This window comes from Streptococcus gallinaceus (genome assembly GCF_040545695.1).
In the GTDB taxonomy this organism is placed as follows: Bacteria; Bacillota; Bacilli; order Lactobacillales; family Streptococcaceae; genus Streptococcus; species Streptococcus gallinaceus.
This window is the reverse complement of sequence record NZ_JBEPMK010000006.1, coordinates 79,981-100,982: the sequence shown is the minus strand read 5'-3', so window position 1 is coordinate 100,982 and position 21,002 is coordinate 79,981. Positions and strand designations below refer to the sequence as shown.

General features: G+C 42.7%; 19 protein-coding genes. 14 read left to right on the top strand and 5 right to left on the bottom strand.

What is annotated here, in order from left to right:
• From ABID27_RS08505 to ABID27_RS08490, 4 genes are all read right to left on the bottom strand, one after another.
• The gene (locus tag ABID27_RS08505) at positions 1–777 is read right to left on the bottom strand and encodes a DUF1189 family protein (RefSeq protein WP_354281556.1); all 777 of its coding nucleotides are present in this window, start codon (positions 775–777) and stop codon (positions 1–3) included.
• 122 nt (positions 778–899) lie between these two features.
• Positions 900–1,757: a sugar ABC transporter permease gene (locus ABID27_RS08500; RefSeq protein WP_354281554.1), complete on the bottom strand. Its 858-nt coding sequence runs from the start codon at positions 1,755–1,757 to the stop codon at positions 900–902.
• Positions 1,758–3,065: a carbohydrate ABC transporter permease gene (locus tag ABID27_RS08495; RefSeq protein WP_354281552.1), complete on the bottom strand. Its 1,308-nt coding sequence runs from the start codon at positions 3,063–3,065 to the stop codon at positions 1,758–1,760.
• 130 nt (positions 3,066–3,195) lie between these two features.
• Positions 3,196–4,446 (bottom strand): extracellular solute-binding protein, encoded by a 1,251-nt coding sequence (locus ABID27_RS08490; protein WP_354281550.1) that lies wholly within the window; start codon positions 4,444–4,446, stop codon positions 3,196–3,198.
• A 286-nt stretch (positions 4,447–4,732) separates the two neighbouring features.
• Here ABID27_RS08490 and malQ point away from each other — a divergent pair, with 286 nt between their 5' ends.
• The 3 genes from malQ (at position 4,733) to ABID27_RS08475 (ending at position 9,149) form a co-directional block, all read left to right on the top strand.
• Positions 4,733–6,244 carry a 4-alpha-glucanotransferase gene (gene malQ / locus ABID27_RS08485; RefSeq protein WP_354281548.1) on the top strand — a complete coding sequence of 504 codons (1,512 nt, stop codon included), beginning with the start codon at positions 4,733–4,735 and terminating at the stop codon, positions 6,242–6,244.
• Positions 6,245–6,268: 24 nt separating this feature from the next.
• Complete coding sequence (locus tag ABID27_RS08480) at positions 6,269–8,530, top strand: glycogen/starch/alpha-glucan phosphorylase (RefSeq protein WP_354281546.1); 2,262 nt, start codon at positions 6,269–6,271, stop codon at positions 8,528–8,530.
• 94 nt (positions 8,531–8,624) lie between these two features.
• The gene (locus ABID27_RS08475) at positions 8,625–9,149 is read left to right on the top strand and encodes an ABC transporter permease (RefSeq protein WP_253364663.1); all 525 of its coding nucleotides are present in this window, start codon (positions 8,625–8,627) and stop codon (positions 9,147–9,149) included.
• A gap of 85 nt (positions 9,150–9,234) precedes the next feature.
• On the opposite strand, the gene argS is transcribed toward ABID27_RS08475, so the two are convergent.
• On the bottom strand, positions 9,235–10,923 hold the full coding sequence (gene argS, locus ABID27_RS08470; protein ID WP_354281544.1) for an arginine--tRNA ligase: 1,689 nt from the start codon (positions 10,921–10,923) through the stop codon (positions 9,235–9,237).
• A 114-nt stretch (positions 10,924–11,037) separates the two neighbouring features.
• Here argS and argR point away from each other — a divergent pair, with 114 nt between their 5' ends.
• The 11 genes from argR (at position 11,038) to ABID27_RS08415 (ending at position 20,965) form a co-directional block, all read left to right on the top strand.
• On the top strand, positions 11,038–11,481 hold the full coding sequence (argR, locus tag ABID27_RS08465; RefSeq protein ID WP_253364667.1) for an arginine repressor: 444 nt from the start codon (positions 11,038–11,040) through the stop codon (positions 11,479–11,481).
• A gap of 4 nt (positions 11,482–11,485) precedes the next feature.
• Complete coding sequence (gene mutS, locus ABID27_RS08460) at positions 11,486–14,011, top strand: DNA mismatch repair protein MutS (protein ID WP_354281542.1); 2,526 nt, start codon at positions 11,486–11,488, stop codon at positions 14,009–14,011.
• Between the two features lie 118 nt (positions 14,012–14,129).
• On the top strand, positions 14,130–14,387 hold the full coding sequence (locus ABID27_RS08455) for a hypothetical protein (RefSeq protein ID WP_354281540.1): 258 nt from the start codon (positions 14,130–14,132) through the stop codon (positions 14,385–14,387).
• A 9-nt stretch (positions 14,388–14,396) separates the two neighbouring features.
• Positions 14,397–14,570 (top strand): LytTR family DNA-binding domain-containing protein, encoded by a 174-nt coding sequence (locus ABID27_RS08450; RefSeq protein WP_354281628.1) that lies wholly within the window; start codon positions 14,397–14,399, stop codon positions 14,568–14,570.
• Positions 14,567–15,013, top strand: a complete 447-nt coding sequence (locus ABID27_RS08445) for a DUF3021 domain-containing protein (RefSeq protein ID WP_354281538.1) — start codon at positions 14,567–14,569, stop codon at positions 15,011–15,013. The genes ABID27_RS08450 and ABID27_RS08445 overlap by 4 nt, the downstream gene beginning before the upstream one ends.
• Before the next feature lie 37 nt (positions 15,014–15,050).
• On the top strand, positions 15,051–15,227 hold the full coding sequence (locus ABID27_RS08440) for a hypothetical protein (protein WP_354281536.1): 177 nt from the start codon (positions 15,051–15,053) through the stop codon (positions 15,225–15,227).
• A gap of 53 nt (positions 15,228–15,280) precedes the next feature.
• Positions 15,281–17,227: a DNA mismatch repair endonuclease MutL gene (gene mutL / locus ABID27_RS08435; RefSeq protein WP_354281534.1), complete on the top strand. Its 1,947-nt coding sequence runs from the start codon at positions 15,281–15,283 to the stop codon at positions 17,225–17,227.
• A gap of 77 nt (positions 17,228–17,304) precedes the next feature.
• The gene (locus tag ABID27_RS08430; protein ID WP_354281532.1) at positions 17,305–18,531 is read left to right on the top strand and encodes an MFS transporter; all 1,227 of its coding nucleotides are present in this window, start codon (positions 17,305–17,307) and stop codon (positions 18,529–18,531) included.
• A 9-nt stretch (positions 18,532–18,540) separates the two neighbouring features.
• A complete protein-coding gene (gene ruvA, locus ABID27_RS08425) occupies positions 18,541–19,134 on the top strand; it encodes a Holliday junction branch migration protein RuvA (protein WP_253364685.1) in 594 nt (197 codons plus the stop codon).
• Between the two features lie 2 nt (positions 19,135–19,136).
• On the top strand, positions 19,137–19,688 hold the full coding sequence (locus ABID27_RS08420) for a DNA-3-methyladenine glycosylase I (RefSeq protein WP_354281530.1): 552 nt from the start codon (positions 19,137–19,139) through the stop codon (positions 19,686–19,688).
• Positions 19,689–19,783: 95 nt separating this feature from the next.
• Positions 19,784–20,965 carry a competence/damage-inducible protein A gene (locus ABID27_RS08415; protein WP_354281528.1) on the top strand — a complete coding sequence of 394 codons (1,182 nt, stop codon included), beginning with the start codon at positions 19,784–19,786 and terminating at the stop codon, positions 20,963–20,965.
• Positions 20,966–21,002 lie beyond the last annotated feature (37 nt).

The following is a 21,002-nucleotide window of genomic DNA, read 5'->3' as shown; positions in this document are numbered from 1 at the left end:
CTATGCTTGATCTTTGAATTTTGTTTTGAAAAATACCCAGATTAAGAGTAGCACAAAAAGTACATTTTGTATTGTGATAAGGTTAGCAATCTGAACACCAAATAGTCCAGTTAAGCAGGCAACTAGGGTTGGAATGCCCAAGCAGTTTAGAGTAAAGGTCACACATTGACCAAAGCTCGTAAAATCAAACAATTTAGACCGCTTAGTTAGGTAGAGAATACCACTTGCTCCCAAGAGCAAAATGAGGAAATTCACCCCTAAAAGAAGACTGGATACGGTGATTAGAAGAAGAGTGATACTGGCACGGTTTGTCTTGAACCAAGCCTTAGATAGAGCCTGTGTCAGCTCTTTTCTAGATTGGAAATCACTAGTTTTCAGATCTTTGTATGAAATTTCAGCCAGTGTCTTGTCGTCATTTCGAAGGATAATCTGCTTGGTGGCCAATTGGTAGGAAAATCCGCTTAGCTGGTGAGCAGTTTCATCAAAATAGACTTGCCCATGATCTTTTCCAGTGTAGCTGAGTTTACCATCAGTAATCGTAATCTGCTTCAAATCGTCCATCACTTGAGGAGTCAGAGGGCTATAGATGCCAGGAATCATCGTATCTAAGGGATAGGAATCCATACGAGCGATGTGCAGACTATTTGGAAACACCAAAAGTGCAATTAGAAAAAGACTAGTGAGCAGACCTTGCCAAAAGTTTAATCTCTTCCGACCAGCAAAAATGCGCTGAGCTGAGAATGTATTTGCAAAGTAAGAAAATGGATAAGGTAGCATAGAAATGCCTTTCTAAGGTCCATATGACCAGAAAAAGAAAATGGGACAAGTACTCTTGCACCACTTTCTTTTGTGTAATAAGCTTTCTACATTACTATAAAGTTTGTAGGGAAACTTGTCAACTATCCTTTCGTACCACCATCTGTCAAACCAGAAACAAAGTTCTTTTGTAGGAAGAAGAAGAGGATAGAGATTGGAACAGCAATGAGGATAGCACCAGCTGCAAAGAGAGTTACTTTTTGATTTTTCACATCAGAGATGAAAGTTTGAAGACCAACTGCGACTGTGTAGTACTCTTGCGAACGAAGCAAGAATTTAGAAAGCATGTAGTCTCCAAAAGGTCCCATAAACGCCCAGAGAGCTTGTACGGCAATCATTGGTTTAACCAGTGGCAAGACAATTTGCCAAAGGATACGCAAGTGTCCAGCACCGTCCAATTTTGCTGACTCATCCAAGTCATAAGGTACGGTATCGAAGTAGCCCTTCATGAGCCAAGCATTCATTGGGATACCACCGCCGACATAGATGAGAATGAGGAACCAGTATTGGTTCAAAGCATTAAAGAGCCAAGCCATAACGAAGTAGGCAGTGAGGGCAGCCATTGTAGGTACCATTTGAATGATGAGGAAGAAGAGCAAGCTCTTTTTCTTGCCGACAAAGTTGTAGCGACTGTAGGCATAACCAATCATGGTAATGACGGTCACCTGGATCAGCATGGTAAAGACGGCTACGATAATCGTATTCCAGTACCAGCGTCCGTAGAGAGTTTCGGTAAAGAGACGTTGGAAGTTCGCCAAGGTCCATTCACCACCAAGAGTAAAGGTGAAGGCAGTCACGTTACCTGGACGGAAGGCAGAGCTAATCGTTACCAAAATCGGGAAGAGAATGACTACTGCAAGGATGAGCAGATAGGCATAGGTGAAAAATTGTGTCAAAAAGCGTTTTCTTTTTAGAGAACTATTGATTTTTTTAGTTGCCATTTATCTGTCCTCCATGTTGAATGCGTTGAATTTCTTAAAGGTTACCAATGATACTGAGATGACAATCAATGAGATAATCAAGGTCACAGCAGATGCCATTGAGTATTGAGGGGATGTTTGTGTTGTCAATTTGTAAATCCAAGAAATCAGGATATCTGTCGAACCAGCACCACCACCGACGCTACCAGGTCCACCGTTGTTGAAGAGGTAGATGATAGAGAAGTTGTTGAAGTTAAATGTGTATTGAGAGATAAAGGTTGGAGCAGCCACTGCCAAGATCATTGGAAGTGTAATTTTCCAGAATTTTTGCCAAGCAGTTGCACCGTCGATAACGGCTGCTTCATAGAGGTCAGATGGGATAGATTGGAGGATACCAGATACCAAGATGTAGATGTATGGGAAACCAAGCCAACCTTGCACCATGACGAGGGCAATTTTTGTAAAGGTAGGGTCTGTTTTCCAAGGAACGATACCAAAGTCAAGGAATGGCAAGATTTTCTCGATAAATGGAAGAACTTGCACGTTCATCGCACCGATTGAGTCGTTGAAGAAGTTACCAAAACTCATGATGGAAATGAAGGCAGGTACAGCCCATGGAAGCAAGAAGATAACACCAAATACACGTTTAAATTTGATAAATGGTTGGTTTGCGATGATAGCAGTTGCGACCCCGATGATGATTTGTAGAGTAGATGCGCAGAGCGTCCAGATGAATGTCCAAGAAAGGACAGAACCAAATGCTGTACGGAAAGTACTCAATTGTACGATGTTGAGGAAGTTCCTTACTCCGACCCAGTCCAAGAGTTTTTGTGGTGGCACATGGCGGAAATCGTAGTTTGTAAAGGCGATAAAGAGTGTTACCAATACAGGGAAGACGATGGCGAAGGCCATAGCCAAGTAAGCTGGGATGGTTAAAAGATAAGGGAATCCATTTTCGTAGATACCTTGGAAAGTTTCTTTGGCTGTCATTGGAACAGAGAAACCTTGGTTGATAAGATTTGCAGTATCCTTGGCATCTTTCATGCAGACGATATGGATAATGGCCATCACAACGAAGATGATTATCTGCATAGAACCTTTAATCAAAAGGAAGAGCGAGTGGTCCACAACGGGTGTATCACCTAGTGTGATGAGTCCTGCAATAGCAGGGATACCAAAAGTAATAATTTCAATTACTTCAAGGAGGAAGACGGCCAGTAGGATGAAGCCTTTGGCGCGCTGTTTGTTATAGAGTTGACCCAGTCCGAGAACTAGAGAGAGCCACATAGCAAGACGTGGGTTTTGTTTTTGGGAATGCTCGTGTGTCATGGGGACATCCTTTCTATAAGTTGTTTTTTGTTATCAGGTTTTCCTGTTCAATCTTTTACCTCCCTACCAGGCCTGATAAGGAGATAAAAAGCTGAACAGAAATTTTCTGAATCAGCTTTTTGACATTCTATTATTCAGAATATTTTTGTTCAATAGCGTCTTTAATCAATTTGCTTGCTTCTTTACTTGCATCAGCAGCAGATTTTTTACCAGATGCTACATCGAAGAACATAGTTCCGGCAGGTCCCCAAACTTCAGCCATTTCTGGGATGTTTGGCATTGGTTGAGCATCAGCAAATTGTGAGATAACCGCTGTAGTCAACTCGTTACCTTTTTCTGAAGCGTAAGTGCGAGCTGCTGTGTTAGCAGGAATTTCTTGAGTTGCATCGTAGAATGATTTTTGGTTTTCTTCATTTGTAACGTAGTCAAGGAATTTTTGTGCAACTTTCATGTTTTTGCTGTAGTTAGAAACAACCCAAGCTTTACCACCACCGAAGGCTTCATATTTACCGTTGTTTGGAAGTGTAGGAATTGTTGCAACACCGTAGTTTACACCAGCTTCTTTAAGAGCTGCAGCTGACCAAGGGCCGTCGATGATTGCAGCAGTTTTACCTGATGTGAATTGTTCAGTGATGAAGTCACCAGCTTTAGTAGTGTCTTGCATACCTTGTGGCCACATGCTGTACCAAGTTTTAGCGTACTCAAGTCCTTTGATAGCGCCTTCGTTGCCAAGTCCGAGGTCTTTAGCTTTTGTACCATTGTCGCCAAATACATAACCACCGTTACCAGCTAACAAACCGTATGCAAAGTAGAAGTTTGTCCAGTTAGCAAGGAAGGCAACTGATTTACCATCTTCACCTTTGAAGGCGTATTTAGGATCTTTTTGAAGAGCTTCTAACTCAGCAAATGTTTTTGGTGCTTCTTTGATAAGGTCTTTATTGTAGTAAAGAACAAGTGTTTCGATAACAGCTGGTGCTCCGTAGACTTTACCTTTCAACGTTACCAAGCTTGTAGCTGTGTTATCGTATTGTTTTTTATTGCCAAGTGATACTTCAGCGATTTGACCTTCTGAACCAAGTCCACCAACACGGTCGTATGGAGCCATCATGACATCAGCAGCAGCACCAGTTGGTCCGTCTGTTGGCAATTTATCCAAAGTGTCAGTCATAGCTTCTTCTTTGACTTTAATCTTCACACCGTTTTCTTTTTCAAATTTTTCCTTGATACTGTCGATGTATTTTGTGTAACCAGTATCTACAGAGATAGTCAGAGTTTTTGAGTCTGAACCGCTCTCTTTTGATGAAGAAGAGCTACCACATGCAGCAAGTGTAGCAACAGAAGCAAGGGACAAAGTACCTACAGCTAATTTTTTCCAATTCATGATTGGACCTCCTAAAATTTTTGTCGAAAGGTTGCTTGCGCAAACGTTTTCTTAACTTGAGTTTAGTATACCACATTCAGAAAACGCTTGCAAGCCCTTTTATCAAAAAAGTTGCAAAAAAAATTTTTTGATAAAAGGTATTTAGTAGTAGTAAAGGGATAATTTTTGTCGAAAATACAGAAAAAATCAATTTCCTCTTGATTTGTTAGCGCTAACACTGTATAATCAAATCAAGGCAAACGTTTGCGCGCCTCAGGAAACATTACTCTTTGTGAGGTAACAGAATATGAAAGAACGTCAAAGTGGTGTGCTCATGCACATTTCATCTCTACCAGGTCAGTATGGCATCGGTTCTATGGGGAAAGCTGCCTACGACTTTGTTGATTTTCTAGTACGAACAAAACAACGGTACTGGCAAATTTTACCGCTGGGTCCAACAAGTTATGGAGATTCTCCATACCAATCATTTTCAGCCTTCGCAGGAAATACCAACTTTATTGATTTGGATTTCTTGGTGGAGCAGGGCTTGCTTACTGCAGAAGACTTGGATGGAGTTTTCTTTGGAGACAATCCTAGTCAGGTAGACTATGCTCAGTTGTTCCAAGTACGCCGTCCTATCTTGGAGAAAGCAGTTGTTCGTTTCAAAGAACAAGATGTACCAGCAGGCTACCAAGTTTTCTTAGAAGAACAAAAAGATTGGTTGGATACATTTGCTGAGTACATGGCTATCAAAGAGCATTTTGATTTGAAGGCTTGGACAGAATGGGAAGACGATGCGATTCGTTTGCGTCAACCGCAAGCCTTGGAAGACTATCGTGCTCGTTTGGCGGATGCCATTGACTACCACCGTGTGACACAGTACTTCTTCTTTAGCCAATGGCATGCTTTGAAAACTTATGCAAATGAACACGGCATTGAATTTGTCGGAGATATGCCGATTTATATCGCTGCAGACTCTTCTGATATGTGGGCAAATCCACAATTCTTCAAGACAGACGAAGAAGGTCGTCCGAGTGTTGTTGCCGGCTGTCCACCAGATGGATTTTCTGCAGTTGGTCAACTTTGGGGCAATCCAATCTATGACTGGGATGCGATGAAAGCAGATGGCTTTACTTGGTGGGTTGCTCGTCTTCGTGAAAGCTTCAAAATTTACGATATGGTTCGTATCGATCACTTCATCGGCTTTGCTTCTTTCTGGGAAATCCCTGCGGGAGAAGAAACAGCTGTTAACGGCTATCGTGTTGAGGCACCAGGTTTTGAACTCTTTGAAACCATCAAGGCTGAACTCGGCGATTTGAATATCATCGCAGAAGATCTTGGTTCTGTAACGGATAAGGTGATTGAATTGCGTGAAACAACAGGCTTCCCTGGTATGAAAGTCTTGCAATTTGCCTTTAATCCAAATGGAGACAGCATCGAAATGCCACATAACCATTGCAACAATGTGGTGGCCTACACAGGAACACACGATAACCACACGCTAAAAGGTTGGTATGAAGCTGAAATGGGACAAGAAGGACGTGACTTCCTTGACAAATACAGCAATCGTCGCCCAGACGAAACTGTTCGTCAAGCCATGTTCCGTATGCTCTTCTCATCTGTGGCCTTTATGGCAGTTGTCACTATGCAGGACTTGCTAGACTTGGATGCATCCACACGTATGAACTTGCCAAATACTCTAGGCGGCAACTGGGTATGGCGCATGACCGCAGACCAATTGACCCCAGCTATTGAAGCAGAATTGCTAGACTATACAGAAACTTATCGTCGCGTCAATACAGAGGCGAAATTTCACTAAAGATCAAGAAAAATGGAGAAAAAAATGACACTTAATTTACAAGGATTTATTTCGGAAAAATACAATAAAACCATTCAAGAATGCGATAACCAAGAACTTTACTATGCTTTGTTGGAACTCAGCAAACAAACAAGTTCTGCAAAACCAACCAATCAAGGCAAGAAAAAAGTTTATTACATTTCAGCTGAGTTTTTGATTGGTAAATTGTTGTCAAATAACTTAATTAACCTTGGACTTTACGATGAAGTGAAAGCTCAATTGACAGAAGCAGGTAAAGACCTGATTGAGATTGAAAGCATGGAATTAGAGCCATCTTTGGGAAATGGTGGTTTGGGTCGTTTGGCAGCTTGTTTCCTTGACTCAATTGCGACACTTGGCTTGAACGGTGACGGTGTTGGTCTCAACTACCACTTCGGTCTCTTCAAACAAGTTTTCCAAGACAACCAACAATTTACAGAACCAAACGAATGGATTACGGACCACAGCTGGTTGACCAAATCAGCAGTTTCTTACCAAGTACCTTTCGCACATTTTAACTTGACTTCTACTCTTTATGACATTGATGTACCAGGTTACAAAACAGCAACGAAAAACCGCCTACGTCTCTTTGATTTGGACTCTGTAGATAGCAGCATTATTGGTCAAGGTATTGACTTTGATAAGACAGATATCTTGAAGAACTTGACACTCTTCCTCTATCCAGATGACTCAGACCGTCAAGGAGAATTGCTCCGTATCTTCCAACAATACTTCATGGTGTCAAATGCAGCTCAGCTCTTGATTGACGAAGCGATTGAAAAAGGCAGTAACCTTCATGATTTGGCAGACTACGCTGTCGTACAAATCAACGATACTCACCCATCAATGGTGATTCCAGAACTTATCCGTCTCTTGACAGACCGTGGTATCGACTTTGATGAAGCTGTTTCAATCGTAAAATCAATGACTGCCTACACAAACCACACAATCTTGGCAGAAGCATTGGAAAAATGGCCATTGGACTTCTTGCAAGAAGTTGTACCACACTTGGTACCAATCATTGAAGAATTGGACCGTCGTGTGAAAGAAGAAGTATCAGATAGCTCAACTTATATCATTGACGAATCTGGTCGTGTGCACATGGCACATATGGATATTCACTATGGCTATTCAGTCAACGGTGTAGCAGCCCTCCATACAGAAATTCTTAAGTCTTCTGAGCTCAAGTCATTCTACGACCTTTATCCAGAAAAATTCAACAACAAAACAAACGGTATTACTTTCCGTCGTTGGCTCATGCACTGTAACCCAAGCTTGTCTCACTACTTGGATAGCTTACTCGGTACAGCTTACCATCGTGACGCAGCTCAATTGGAAGAATTCCTCAACTACAAAGAAGATGCTGCTGTTAAAGAAAAATTGGAATCAATCAAAACACACAACAAACGCAAATTGCAACGTTTCTTGAACCAACATCAAGGTGTGAACATCAATCCAAATTCTATCTTCGACATCCAAATCAAACGTCTTCATGAGTACAAACGCCAACAGATGAATGCCCTTTATGTGATTCACAAGTATTTGGATATCAAGGCTGGCAACATCCCAGCTCGTCCATTGACCGTATTCTTTGGAGGAAAAGCAGCACCAGCTTACACCATTGCCCAAGACATCATTCACTTGATTCTTTGCTTGTCTGAGTTGATTGCCAATGACCCACAAGTGGCACCACACTTGCAAGTCGTTATGGTTGAAAACTACAACGTAACCGCAGCAAGCTTCCTCATTCCAGCAGCAGATATTTCAGAGCAAATTTCACTTGCATCAAAAGAAGCATCTGGTACTGGTAACATGAAATTTATGCTTAATGGTGCCCTTACTTTGGGAACAGAAGACGGCGCTAACGTTGAAATCCATGAATTGGTTGGCGATGAAAACATCTATGTCTTCGGTCAAGATAGCCAAACAGTCATCGACTTGTATGATAACCAAGGTTATGTATCTCGTGATTTCTACGAAAAAGATGCGATCAAACCATTGGTAGACTTTATCGTGAGTGACGAAGTATTGGCCCTTGGAAATGCAGAACGTTTGGAACGCCTCCACAATGAGCTCATTGTCAAAGACTGGTTTATGACCCTCTTAGACTTGGAAGACTACATCGCTGTGAAAGAGCAAATGTTGGCAAACTACGAAGACCGTGATAGCTGGCTTGAAAAAGTTATTGTTAATATCGCGAAAGCAGGCTTCTTCTCATCTGACCGTACAATCGCTCAGTACAACGAAGACATCTGGAAACTTTCATAAATAGTATAGAACCTAGGATTGAGTCCCAGGTTCTTTTTAGTGTTGACAATTTTCAGAGAAACGCTTACAATGTTTTATAAAAAGGAGGTGTCTTATGAAAAAGAGTTGGACACATTTAATTGTTTTTGCAGTATTGTCAGGCCTATCAAGCCTTTCGCGTATTTGGTCGGTATTTTTTACATCTTTTGATGAGGAAAAACTTCGTCATTCTTATGAAAAAGCAGGTATTCCAAATGTTGATGAGGTGATTTCTACGACGCGTGCGTCAGTGGAATTGCAGTCTAATATGGTTATGAAGATTTTTGCCGTACTCCTCTTGTTAGCAATGGTCGCGGTAGTTGTTTATTTGGTTCGTAAACAGGGGGAAACAGCTTCTTATATTTATATTGGTTACTTATTTGGCACTCTGATTTTAAGTACCTATAGCTTTGTCGCAGGTCGAGCAGTAATTCAAACGATGACAGATGAGACATTTCGAAGTGTGACTAATGCGACTATTTTAGGTGGTTATATCGCTAAAATTGCCCTCTTTGCACTTTTCTTTGGTTTAACGGTTTTCTTCCATCTTCGCAAACCAAAAGTTCTTCCAGATACAGCGCAAAACGCGACAGATATCTAAGCTCACTCCTAGCTCTGCTACTTAGTTAGCAGGGCTTTTTTTGCAAAAGAAATCCCCTAGAGATTGGTCTCTGGGGGATTGTTGTTTACATTTTTTCTGGAGCAGCAACGCCGAGGAGGCGGAGGGCTTCTTTTAGAACGATACCTGTTGCGTAAGCAAGAGCCAAGCGGCTGTCACGCTCAGGATTTTCATCTAGGATACGTGTATGCGCGTAGTACTTGTTGAAAGCTTGTGCCAAGTTGATCGCGTATTTGGCGATGATAGATGGGTCGTATTTGTCAGCTGCGCGTTGGATGCTGGCAGAGAAGTTTTGCAAGAGTTTGATAATTTCCCAACTTTCAGCATCGTTGAGGGAGTAAGCAGCCTCTTCAATTGCAGAGAAGTTTGCCTTGCGCAAGATAGATTGGATACGCGCGTAAGCATATTGGACGTATGGTCCAGTTTCTCCTTCAAAAGATACCATGGCCTCAAGATCGAAGTCATAACCATTGTCGCGGTCGGTCTTGAGGTCGTAGAATTTCACAGCTCCAACCCCAACTTGGTGCGCCACTTCGTCCTTGTTTTCAAGGTCAGGATTTTTGGCTTCGATTTGTGTCAAGGCGCGTGAAACAGCTTCATCAAGAGTAGGTTCTAGGCGGATAATATTTCCTTTACGAGTAGACAATTTTTTCTTGTTTTTTGTGACCAAACCAAATGAGACGTGAACCATGTCATCAGACCAGTCAAAGCCCATTTCCTTCAAAACAGCTTTTAATTGTTTGAAGTGATGAGATTGTTCTTGACCAACAACGTAGATATTTTTCACAAAGTCGAAAGTCTTTTTACGGTACATAGCTGTCGCGATGTCACGTGTGATGTAAAGGGTAGCACCGTCTGATTTTTTGATAAGGGCAGGTGGGAGGTTGTATTTTTCAAGGTCAACAATCATGGCACCTTTGGACTCTTTCAGAAGACCTTTTTCTTCTAAAATCTGGATACCTTCATCCATCTTATCGTTGTAGAAAGCCTCACCGTGGTAGTGGTCGAAAGTGACACCGAGTTTTTTATAGATACGGTCAAATTCTACCAGACTTTCATCACGGAACCATTTCCATAAGTCCCAAGCTTCTTGGTCGCCATCTTCCAATTTCTTGAACCATTGACGTCCTTGTTCGTCCAATTCAGGATTTTCATCGGCTTCAGCATTGATACGGACGTACAATTTGAGGAGTTCGTCGATTGGATTTGCTTTAACAGCAGCCTTGTCACCCCACAGTTTGTAGGCTACGATCAAAAGACCAAATTGCTTGCCCCAGTCACCGAGGTGGTTAATACGGTAGCTGCGGTAGCCCATTTTTGTATAAAGATTAGCCAAAGCATCAGCGATAACGGTAGAGCGCAAATGTCCTACTGAGAAAGGTTTTGCGATATTTGGACTAGACATGTCAAATGTCACGCTTTTACCAGTTCCGACAGTTTGTTGACCATAGTTTGCTTGCTCAGAGATAACTGTATGGAGAACTTTTGCTGAGATTGCTGACTTGTCCAAGAAGAAGTTTAAGTAAGGTCCCATAGCGACAACTTTTTCAAAGCCTTCAGTCTCGACTTTTTCAGCTATATCTGCTGCGATGGCTTGAGGCGCCTTGCGTTCGACTTTAGCTAAAGAAAAGGCTGGGAAGGCGATATCGCCCATATCAGATGATTTTGGTTTTTCGAGTAGGGCAAAAATTTGGTCCACATCCAAGCTAGGGATGACGGCTGCCAAACGCTCTGCCACTAATTGTTTGTCATTCATAATGATTCCTCCAATATTCTTGATTCTATTTTAACATAATTTTCAGTTGGTATTAGGTAAAAAGCGGTAAATTTGTTATAATATGCATATAATTATACATTTTAGAGGTAAATAATGAATAAATCAGAACGTCATGAGCTCATCAAACAGATGATCCGTGAAGAAAAAATTAGCCGTCAGGTGGATATTCAAGAAAATCTAGAAAAAGCAGGCGTTTCTGTGACGCAAACAACCTTGTCACGTGACTTGCGGGAGATTGGCTTGGTCAAGATTTATGAAAATGGCCATTCTTACTACTCCCTAGCGATCAAAGAAGAGCAAGAAAAGTTCAGTAAACTCTTGGCGCAATATGCTTATAAAGTTGAACGTGCGAGCTTTGTTTTGGTGCTCCATTCTGACCTTGGAGAGGCAGCCTTGATGGCCAACATCATTGACGCAGAAAAGCCGTCGAGCATTCTGGGGACGATTGCAGGAGCAGACACTCTCTTGGTCATCTGCCGAAATGAAGAAGCTGCCAAGCAGGTTGAAGACGAAATCAACCAATTTTTAGCGGAGTAAGGGCATGGCAGTAGAAAAAATTTCTCCAGGAATGCAGCAGTATCTGGATATCAAAGCTAATCATCCAGATGCTTTTTTGCTTTTCCGAATGGGTGACTTTTACGAGCTTTTTTATGACGATGCGGTGGAAGCAGCACAGATTTTGGAGTTGACACTCACAAGTCGTAATAAAAATGCAGAAAATCCAATTCCTATGGCGGGGGTTCCCTACCATGCTGCCCAGCAGTATATTGATACCTTGGTCGAGCTGGGTCACAAGGTGGCCATCGCCGAGCAGATGGAAGATCCCAAGACAGCTATCGGTGTCGTTAAGCGCGAGGTGGTACAGATTGTCACACCTGGTACGGTTGTAGATTCTCTCAAGCCCGATGCGGAAAGTAATTTTTTGGTGGCGATTGATAAGCAGGGTGTGAGCTATGCCTTGGCTTATATGGATGTGGCTACGGGTCAATTTTACGTGACGAGTTTGACGGATTTTGCCAGCGTATGCAGTGAGATTCGCAATCTTCGTGCTAGAGAAGTGGTCCTTGGCTATGCTTTATCAGAGAGCGAAGAAGACGTTCTATCGCGTCAGATGAATCTTCTCTTGTCGGTCGAGTTGGAGGCTCTGGAAGATGATCAGCTTCTAGTTCAATCCTTGATTGCTTTGGAAAAAGCTGTCGCGGGTAAATTGTTGAGCTATGTACATCGGACTCAGTTGCGGGACTTGATTCACCTACAGAAGGTGGCCCGCTATGAAATCAAAGACTTTGTGCAAATGGATTTTGCTACAAAGTCGAGTCTGGATCTGCTGGAAAATGCCCGAACAGGAAAAAAACACGGCAGTCTTTATTGGTTTTTAGATGAAACCAAGACAGCGATGGGCTTACGTCTCTTGCGTGCTTGGATTGACAGACCCCTGATTGATCAGGAGAAAATCCAGCAGAGACAAGATATTGTTCAGGTATTTTTAGACCACTTTTTTGAGAGAAGCGATTTGACGGAAAGCCTCAAAGGAGTCTACGATATCGAGCGGTTAGCCAGCCGTGTGTCGTTTGGAAAGACGACTCCGAAAGACTTGTTGCAGTTGGCGCAGACTTTGGGCAATGTACCTGCTATCCGTGGAATTTTAGAACAGATTGGTCATGAAGCCTTGGGAAGCTTGGTTCTAGGATTGGACAATATTCCTGAGTTGCATGCCTTGATTAGCTCGGCTATTGACCCAGATGCACCTATGGTCATCACCGAGGGCAATATCATTCGGACAGGATTTGATGAAACTCTGGACCAGTATCGCCTTGTACTCCGTGAAGGGACGAGTTGGATTGCAGAGATTGAAGCCAAGGAACGTGAGAATTCAGGTATTCATAACCTGAAAATTGATTACAATAAAAAAGATGGCTACTACTTCCACGTGACCAATTCAAATCTAGGCAGTGTGCCAGACCACTTTTTCCGAAAAGCAACCCTGAAAAATTCTGAGCGCTATGGTACGGAGGAGTTAGCCAAGGTCGAGGGTCAGATGCTAGAGGCACGTGAGAAATCTGCCAGCTTGGAATACGATATTTTCATGCGTATTCGACAAGAGGTGGAAAAATACATCGGCCGCTTGCAAGCACTAGCGCAGACCATTGCGACTGTCGATGTTCTGCAAGCTTTTGCGGTTGTTGCGGAGCGCCAACACCTCATTCGACCAAGATTTACAGCTGAGCGTAAGATTGCCATTCGTGATGGACGTCATGCGGTTGTGGAAAAAGTGATGGGAGCTCAGTCTTACATTCCTAATTCCATTTTCTTGGACAAGACGACTCACATGCAGCTAATTACAGGGCCAAATATGTCAGGGAAATCAACCTACATGCGGCAGTTGGCAGTTATAGTTGTATTGGCCCAGATTGGAGCCTATGTCCCAGCCCAGGAAGCAGTCTTGCCGGTATTTGATGCGATTTTCACACGGATTGGAGCAGCAGATGACTTGGTGAGCGGTCAATCGACCTTTATGGTGGAGATGATGGAGGCCAACAAGGCCATTCGCCTAGCAACGGACAAATCATTGATTTTGTTTGATGAGTTGGGACGTGGGACCGCGACTTATGACGGGATGGCTCTCGCCCAGTCAATTATCGAGTATATCCATGACCGGATTGGGGCAAAGACATTATTTGCGACCCATTACCATGAGTTGACAGCCTTGAGTGATAGCCTACCTCAGCTGGAAAATGTACATGTGTCGACCTTGGAGCAAGATGGTCAGGTGACCTTCCTCCATAAGATTGCCCCAGGACCTGCGGATAAGTCCTACGGGATTCATGTCGCGAAAATTGCCGGTATGCCGGAAGATTTGCTGATGCGTGCAGGAACCATTCTTGAAACCTTGGAAAGTCAAGGACAAGAAGCTCCTGTCCAAACTCAGTCGTTTCCAGTTCAGCAGCTGGACCTTTTTGACAATCCAGAACATCCCGTTTTGGATAGATTGCGTCAGCTGGATGTCTTTAACATGACCCCACTTGAAGCTATGAATGCTTTGGCAGAATTGAAAAAAGAAATTTAGAACCCCGCTTAGTCGGGGTTTTTGCCATATAGAAGGCAAAATAGACCACATGGCTGAGAGCTATTGCAATGGCTCTAGGAATAGTAGTGTTTAATAGTGTCAGAAGGGAGATGAAGGAATGAAAGTAGATCTACAAATAGACCAAGGATTAACAGAAGATAGGGTACGGATTGAGGCGAGAGAACTGAGCGATGATGTGACCAAGCTAGTAGACTACATCAAGCAACTTGGCGAGACTCCTCAGCTAACTGTTCGTCGAGGAGAGGACATTCATCTTCTGCCGATTACGGATATCTATCAACTCTATCTTGCAGACAAAGTTCTCTATGCCAAGACAGAGAAGGAAGAATTCACATCTCACCTACGACTTTATTAGGCATCGGAGCTGTTACCGAGAGATTTTTTACAAATTTCTCAATCAGAAATTATCAATTTAAGGTATTTGGACCATCTGAGCCTAACGGGGAATGGCTTGGTAAAAATCGTCTTAAAAAACGGCGCAGTAACCTATTCCTCTCGCCGTTATCTCAAACAAATTAAGGAGGCCATCGGACTATGAAAAAATATCTTTTAGCTGCTTCAGCAGGTGCAAGTATTGGCACCATCTTTTCACTGGTAAATTCATTTGCTTCTGCAGATAGTAACTACATGCCCGTCAATCCATTTTCAACCTTCGGAGCCTACTACACGACTCATTTTAGCCCAGCCTTGACCATGCTGATTGCGGTTAGTCTTTGGGCTTTGATTGGTGTCTTGTTCCAAGCAGCCAGTATTGTTTTTGAACAAGATTGGAGCTTACTCCAGATGAATGTGGTGCACTTTATTGTCACTTCATTGGGGATGCTGGCGTGTGCCATCTTAGGAGGTTGGTTTCAAGTTTACTGGCTCAATATTTTCTGGTTCTTCATTGAATTTAGCCTGATTTACGCTCTGGTTTATGTCATTAACTACTGGCAAATGAATCGGAGTGTCTCAGAGATCAACCAGACCTTGGAAAAGTAAGGGATTTCTGTTATAATGAGAAAAAAAGGAGGTTTTCATGAAGATTATTCGAGCAGTATTTTACGGATTTTTCTTGCTATTCAATCTCCTCTATCTCTGCTACAATATCAGCCAAGGATTTGATTGGTCGAGTGCCCTAGTTCCATTTCTCATCACCATTTTTTGTGGGGTAAATCTCTATTTTCTATGGAAAAATTGGGGACAGTCTAAGTAAAGACTGTTCTCTTTCTTTTTGCTATAATAGTCCTAATTAGAAATGAGAGTTTTATGTCAACAATTATTGAATTACCAGAAATTTTAGCCAACCAAATTGCAGCAGGAGAAGTGATAGAACGCCCTGCTAGCGTAGTCAAGGAACTGATGGAAAATGCCATTGATGCGGGAGCTAATCAGATTACAGTATCCATCAAAGAAGCAGGTCTTCAGCTGATTGAGATTATCGACAACGGCGAAGGGATTGCTCCAGATGAGGTAAATCTAGCCTTGCGTCGCCATGCCACCAGTAAAATAAAAAGTCAAGCCGACCTCTTTCGTATTCGGACTTTGGGTTTTCGTGGGGAGGCTCTGCCGTCTATCGCCTCAGTGAGTCGTCTCAGCATTGAGACAGCAACAGCCCAGCATCAGCACGGTGTTAAGCTGGAGTCGGCGGCCGGCCGCGTTGAGCACGAAGCACCTATTAGTCGCGCAGTTGGGACTCAGATTCGCGTAGAAGATTTGTTTTTCAACACTCCGGCGCGTCTCAAGTATATCAAGAGCCAGCAAGCGGAGTTGGCGCATATTGTCGATGTGGTCAATCGTCTCGGTTTGGCGCATCCAGAGGTTGCCTTCACTTTGATCAATGACGGTCGTGAACTGTTGAAAACAGCTGGTACAGGTGACTTACGACAAGCCATTGCAGGGGTGTACGGCATTTCATCTGCTAAAAAAATGGTTGAAATTAGTGGAGAAGACCTAGATTTTCAAGTATCGGGCTATGTGTCTCTGCCAGAATTGACACGTGCGAATCGAAATTACATCAGTATTTTTATCAATGGTCGCTACATTAAAAATTTCTTGCTCAATCGTGCGATTTTAGATGGGTACGGTTCGAAGTTGATGGTTGGTCGTTTTCCACTTGCTATCATTGACATTCAAATTGACCCATATCTAGCGGATGTCAATGTCCATCCGACCAAGCAGGAAGTCCGGATCTCAAAAGAAAAAGAACTGATGCAGGTCATTCGTGAAGCGATTGCTGCTGCTTTGAAAGAGCAGGAGTTGATTCCAGATGCTTTGGAAAATCTAGCTAAATCTAGCACTCGTTGTGCTGAAAAACCAGTCCAAACTAGCCTTCCCTTGCAACAAACTAACCTTTATTATGACTCTCAGAGACAAGACTTCTTTGTAAAAGAGCCAGTGGTTGAGGAGAGCCGAGCAAGTTTTCAAGTGCTTGACAACTCTGTCAACTCCATTGACAGTACGGTTGACAAGTCAAGTGCGGTCAAGCAAGCCCAACGCCCAGAGACGGTGGTAGATGATGAACACGAAAACTTGGATTTTGCAAACAAGGCCAAACTACAAAAAATGCTCGATAGCCTAGAAAATGAGGAAACATCTACTTTCCCAGAATTGGACTACTTCGGTCAGATGCATGGGACCTATTTATTCGCCCAAGGAAAGGGTGGTCTCTACATCATTGACCAGCATGCGGCTCAAGAGCGGGTCAAGTATGAATATTATCGTGAAAAAATTGGAGAAGTTGACAGCTCTTTACAGCAACTTTTAGTGCCCTATTTATTTGAATTTTCACCATCAGATGCCATCCAATTACAGGAAAAAATGACTCTACTAGAGGAAGTAGGTATCTTCTTACAACCTTACGGAAATCATACGTTTATCCTACGTGAACATCCTATCTGGATGAAAGAGGAAGAGATTGAGTCAGGCATTTACGAGATGTGTGATATGCTCCTCTTGACCAATGAAGTTTCTGTCAAAAAGTATCGTGCAGAGTTGGCCATTATGATGAGTTGTAAACGGTCGATTAAAGCCAATCATACTTTAGATGACTACTCAGCCCGAGATTTGCTAGTGCAGTTGGCTCAATGTAAAAACCCCTACAATTGCCCGCACGGACGGCCTGTCTTGGTTCATTTTACAAGTGGAGATATGGAAAAAATGTTCCGTCGAATCCAAGAAAACCACACTAGCCTAAGGGAGTTGGGGAAATATTAAGTTGACAATGTTGTCAACCGACATTACAAGTAACTGCTAAGGCATTTTGTAGTAGATTTTTAAGAGAAAGAGATATCATGAAAGAGTTTTTTGCCCTACCAAGGCAATTACAGTTGCGAGAGCTACTGCGATTTATTTCAATTACGGTTAGTTCAGCTATTTTTTCATTTATGGCCATGTATTATGTTAGCTATTTTGGTAATTTGATGACAGGCTTTCTTATTATCTTGACACAATTATCCGGATTTTTTGCGACCTTATACGGTGGACACTTGTCCGATGCATGGGGACGTAAAAAAGTGGTTGACCTAGGCTCACTTTTGGCAGTTTGGGGTTGGGCGGTTACAGTTGTTGCCAATCTACCCCATCACGTCTTGCCACAGCTGACTTTTGCTGGGATATTGATGATTGAGATTGCTCACCAATTTTATTCTCCCGCCTATGAGGCCATGACCATTGACTTGACAGATGAGCACAATCGGCGCTTCGTCTATACCATTGGCTACTGGCTGATCAATATTGCGGTTATGTTGGGAGCGGGAATCGCAGGGCTATTTTATGACCGTTATTTCTTTCAACTTTTGCTTGTGCTATTGATGATTTCGGTCATCTGCCTTTTGGTAGCTCATTTTTGTTTTGATGAGACAAGACCATACGGTATGACCTTCGAGCATGGGCACGGCTTATTTTCAACCTTTAAAAATTACCGTCAAGTATTGGTAGATAAACCATTTGTTATCTATACCTTAGGGAGCATTGGGACTAGCGTTGTTTGGCTTCAGGTAGACAATTTTTTCTCGGTTAATCTTAAGCTAAATTTTCAAGAAATCGTTCTCTTCGGTCAGACCATTACAGGTGCCAAGATGCTGAGTATTGCAGTGTTTACCAATACATTTTTGATTGTCTTTTTGATGACAACAGTCAATCGTTGGACTAAAAAGTGGCCACTACTTCATCAGCTGACCATCGGAAGTGTCATTTGTGCTGTTGGAATGTTTTTGAATATCTCTTTCAACAGTTTCTGGCTTTTATTGTTTTCTATGATTGGATTTACCTTTGGGGAGATGATCAACGTTCCAGCCAGTCAAGTTTTGCGAGCTGACATGATGAATCAAGATAAGATAGGCTCCTACTCAGGTTTTCTATCGATTACTCAGCCGATTGCCAGTATTATCGCAGGTAGTATGGTTTCGCTCAGCCATTTTACAGGAAAAATCGGTGTTCAGATTAGTTTACTACTCTTAGCAAGTACGGGTCTGTGGCTTATTTTAAAAGCAGCGCACATGCGCCATATTCAAGATTAAGGAGAGAAGATGTACGATTATATCAAAGGGAAATTAAGTAAAATTACTGCCAAGTATATCGTGGTAGAAACGGGTGGTTTGGGCTATATTATCAATGTTGCCAACCCCTATTCGTTTTCAGACCAGATGCAGCAGGAGGTTCAGATTTACCTGCACCAAGTGATCCGTGAGGATGCTCACCTGCTTTTTGGATTTCATACAGAAGAGGAAAAAGACGTCTTTCTCAAACTGATATCCGTTTCAGGGATTGGTCCGACAACAGCGCTTGCGATTGTAGCAGTAGATGACAATGCAGGGCTTGTGGCTGCCATCGACAACAGCGACATCAAGTACCTCATGAAATTCCCTAAAATCGGCAAGAAGACAGCTCAGCAGATGATTCTAGACTTGGCTGGTAAGTTTGTCGAAGCACCGGTGGAAAATGGCAAAGCTACGAAAGCACTGGCGGCAGGCAACCAGGAGCTGGACGACGCCATGGAGGCCCTACTGGCTCTGGGTTACAAAGCAGCCGAGCTCAAGAAAATCCGCACCTTCTTTGAAGGCACCAACGAGACAGCTGACAAGTATATCAGCTCTAGCTTGAAAATGCTGATGAAGGGATAGCTATGACTAGATGTTCGTGGGTAAAAATTGACAATCTCCTTTATGTTGCCTACCATGATAAGGAATGGGGAAAACCTCTCCATGAGGAGCAAGCACTGTTTGAACTTCTTTGTTTGGAAACCTATCAGGCTGGTCTATCTTGGGAAACGGTGCTCAATAAACGTGCCGCCTTTCGTCAAGCTTTTCACAATTACGATATTAAAAAAGTCGCTCAAATGACGAACCAAGACTTGGATGCCTTACTAGACAATCCGTCGATCATCCGCCACCGAGCCAAACTATATGCTACCCGAGCCAATGCGCAGGCATTTTTGAAAGTACAGGCAGAGTTTGGAACTTTTGACCGTTTCATCTGGTCCTATGTTAATGGTCAGCCGCGGGTAAATACCGTAGTAGATTATCATCAAGTACCAGCCCAAACAGCCCTCTCCCAACAAATCTCAAAAGACCTGAAAAAACGAGGCTTTAAGTTTGTCGGTCCCGTCTGCATTTATTCCTTTATGCAGGCAACGGGCTTGATTAATGACCATGAAGATGAGTGTGAGTGGAAGTGAAATTTACTCAAGAAAGAGTGGTGAAAATAGCTATTTTGCTATTTTTTTTGTTACAATGAAATCAATTTACGAATAGTTTGTGTGAGGAGGTCAAGATGAAAGCAGAAATCATTGCGGTTGGGACGGAGATTCTGACAGGTCAGATTGTCAATACAAACACCCAATTTTTATCTGAAAAATTTGCAGAATTGGGGATTGATGTTTATTTCCAAACGGCTGTCGGAGACAATGAAGAACGACTCTTGTCCATATTAGGGATTGCCAGTAAGCGGAGTGATTTAGTCGTGCTCTGTGGAGGGCTAGGTCCGACGGCTGACGATTTGACTAAGCAGACTTTGGCCAAGTTTTTGGAGAAAGAATTGGTATTTGACAATCAAGCTATGGAAAAGCTCGATCAATTTTTTGTCAGTCGTTCAGGTCGTTTTCGTACACCAAATAATGATAGGCAAGCTCAGTTGGTTGAGGGAAGTATTCCATTGCAAAATCCAACTGGATTAGCAGTTGGTGGCATCATTGAGCAAGAAGGTGTTCGTTATATCCTCTTGCCAGGCCCACCTAGTGAATTAAAGCCTATGTTTACACAAAGTTTACAGCCCATCTTGGCTGAAAAAGGGAGTCAGCTTTATTCAAGGGTATTGCGTTTCTTTGGGATTGGTGAGAGTCAGCTGGTGACTGTTTTGGAAGATATGATTGAGAATCAGACAGACCCAACGCTTGCCCCTTATGCAAAAATCGGCGAAGTCACCCTGCGTATCTCTACCAAAGCTAGTAGCTTTGAGGAAGCTACGGTCAAGCTAGATGCTTACGAGGCAGAGATTTTGAGTCAGGATAAGTTGACAGATTACCTCTATGGTTACGGCGAAGAAAATAGTTTAGCCAAAGTGATAGTGGCTGAATTAGCCTCTGCTGGGCAGACCCTTGCAGTTGCAGAAAACTTGACAGCAGGTTTACTACAGTATCAACTTGCCAGTGTAGAGACAGATACGACTGTATTTGAGGGCGGTCGAGTCCTTTCTGTAGCCCTTTATGGCAAAGATGCCGCTCAATCTCATGCAGACTTGATTCGCCAGCAAACAGGAGCTAGTCTAGGTTTAGCGCTCCTTGGAGAGTTTTTACCCTCAGCGCAGGAAAATCTTCAACGAGTTCGTCTTTCTTTGGCGATTTCTAGTGAAAAAGGCAGCCAAGCTCAGTCTGTTGATATAGGAGGATATGCCTTGCCACAACTAAGAGAAATTGCCTGCCTACATGCTTTGGACTATATGCGTAAGAGTTTCTAAACGAGTAAAAAAATGCTATAATAATTAAATTGAATAG

Excerpts from the sequence above, each read along its gene's own strand:
- ABID27_RS08505 (WP_354281556.1), bottom strand. The coding sequence starts at position 777 with ATGCTACCTTATCCATTTTCTTACTTTGCAAATACATTCTCAGCTCAG.
- ABID27_RS08500 (WP_354281554.1), bottom strand. The coding sequence starts at position 1,757 with ATGGCAACTAAAAAAATCAATAGTTCTCTAAAAAGAAAACGCTTTTTG.
- ABID27_RS08495 (WP_354281552.1), bottom strand. The coding sequence starts at position 3,065 with ATGACACACGAGCATTCCCAAAAACAAAACCCACGTCTTGCTATGTGG.
- ABID27_RS08490 (WP_354281550.1), bottom strand. The coding sequence starts at position 4,446 with ATGAATTGGAAAAAATTAGCTGTAGGTACTTTGTCCCTTGCTTCTGTT.
- malQ (WP_354281548.1), top strand. The coding sequence starts at position 4,733 with ATGAAAGAACGTCAAAGTGGTGTGCTCATGCACATTTCATCTCTACCA.
- ABID27_RS08480 (WP_354281546.1), top strand. The coding sequence starts at position 6,269 with ATGACACTTAATTTACAAGGATTTATTTCGGAAAAATACAATAAAACC.
- ABID27_RS08475 (WP_253364663.1), top strand. The coding sequence starts at position 8,625 with ATGAAAAAGAGTTGGACACATTTAATTGTTTTTGCAGTATTGTCAGGC.
- argS (WP_354281544.1), bottom strand. The coding sequence starts at position 10,923 with ATGAATGACAAACAATTAGTGGCAGAGCGTTTGGCAGCCGTCATCCCT.
- argR (WP_253364667.1), top strand. The coding sequence starts at position 11,038 with ATGAATAAATCAGAACGTCATGAGCTCATCAAACAGATGATCCGTGAA.
- mutS (WP_354281542.1), top strand. The coding sequence starts at position 11,486 with ATGGCAGTAGAAAAAATTTCTCCAGGAATGCAGCAGTATCTGGATATC.
- ABID27_RS08455 (WP_354281540.1), top strand. The coding sequence starts at position 14,130 with ATGAAAGTAGATCTACAAATAGACCAAGGATTAACAGAAGATAGGGTA.
- ABID27_RS08445 (WP_354281538.1), top strand. The coding sequence starts at position 14,567 with ATGAAAAAATATCTTTTAGCTGCTTCAGCAGGTGCAAGTATTGGCACC.
- ABID27_RS08440 (WP_354281536.1), top strand. The coding sequence starts at position 15,051 with ATGAAGATTATTCGAGCAGTATTTTACGGATTTTTCTTGCTATTCAAT.
- mutL (WP_354281534.1), top strand. The coding sequence starts at position 15,281 with ATGTCAACAATTATTGAATTACCAGAAATTTTAGCCAACCAAATTGCA.
- ABID27_RS08430 (WP_354281532.1), top strand. The coding sequence starts at position 17,305 with ATGAAAGAGTTTTTTGCCCTACCAAGGCAATTACAGTTGCGAGAGCTA.
- ruvA (WP_253364685.1), top strand. The coding sequence starts at position 18,541 with ATGTACGATTATATCAAAGGGAAATTAAGTAAAATTACTGCCAAGTAT.
- ABID27_RS08420 (WP_354281530.1), top strand. The coding sequence starts at position 19,137 with ATGACTAGATGTTCGTGGGTAAAAATTGACAATCTCCTTTATGTTGCC.
- ABID27_RS08415 (WP_354281528.1), top strand. The coding sequence starts at position 19,784 with ATGAAAGCAGAAATCATTGCGGTTGGGACGGAGATTCTGACAGGTCAG.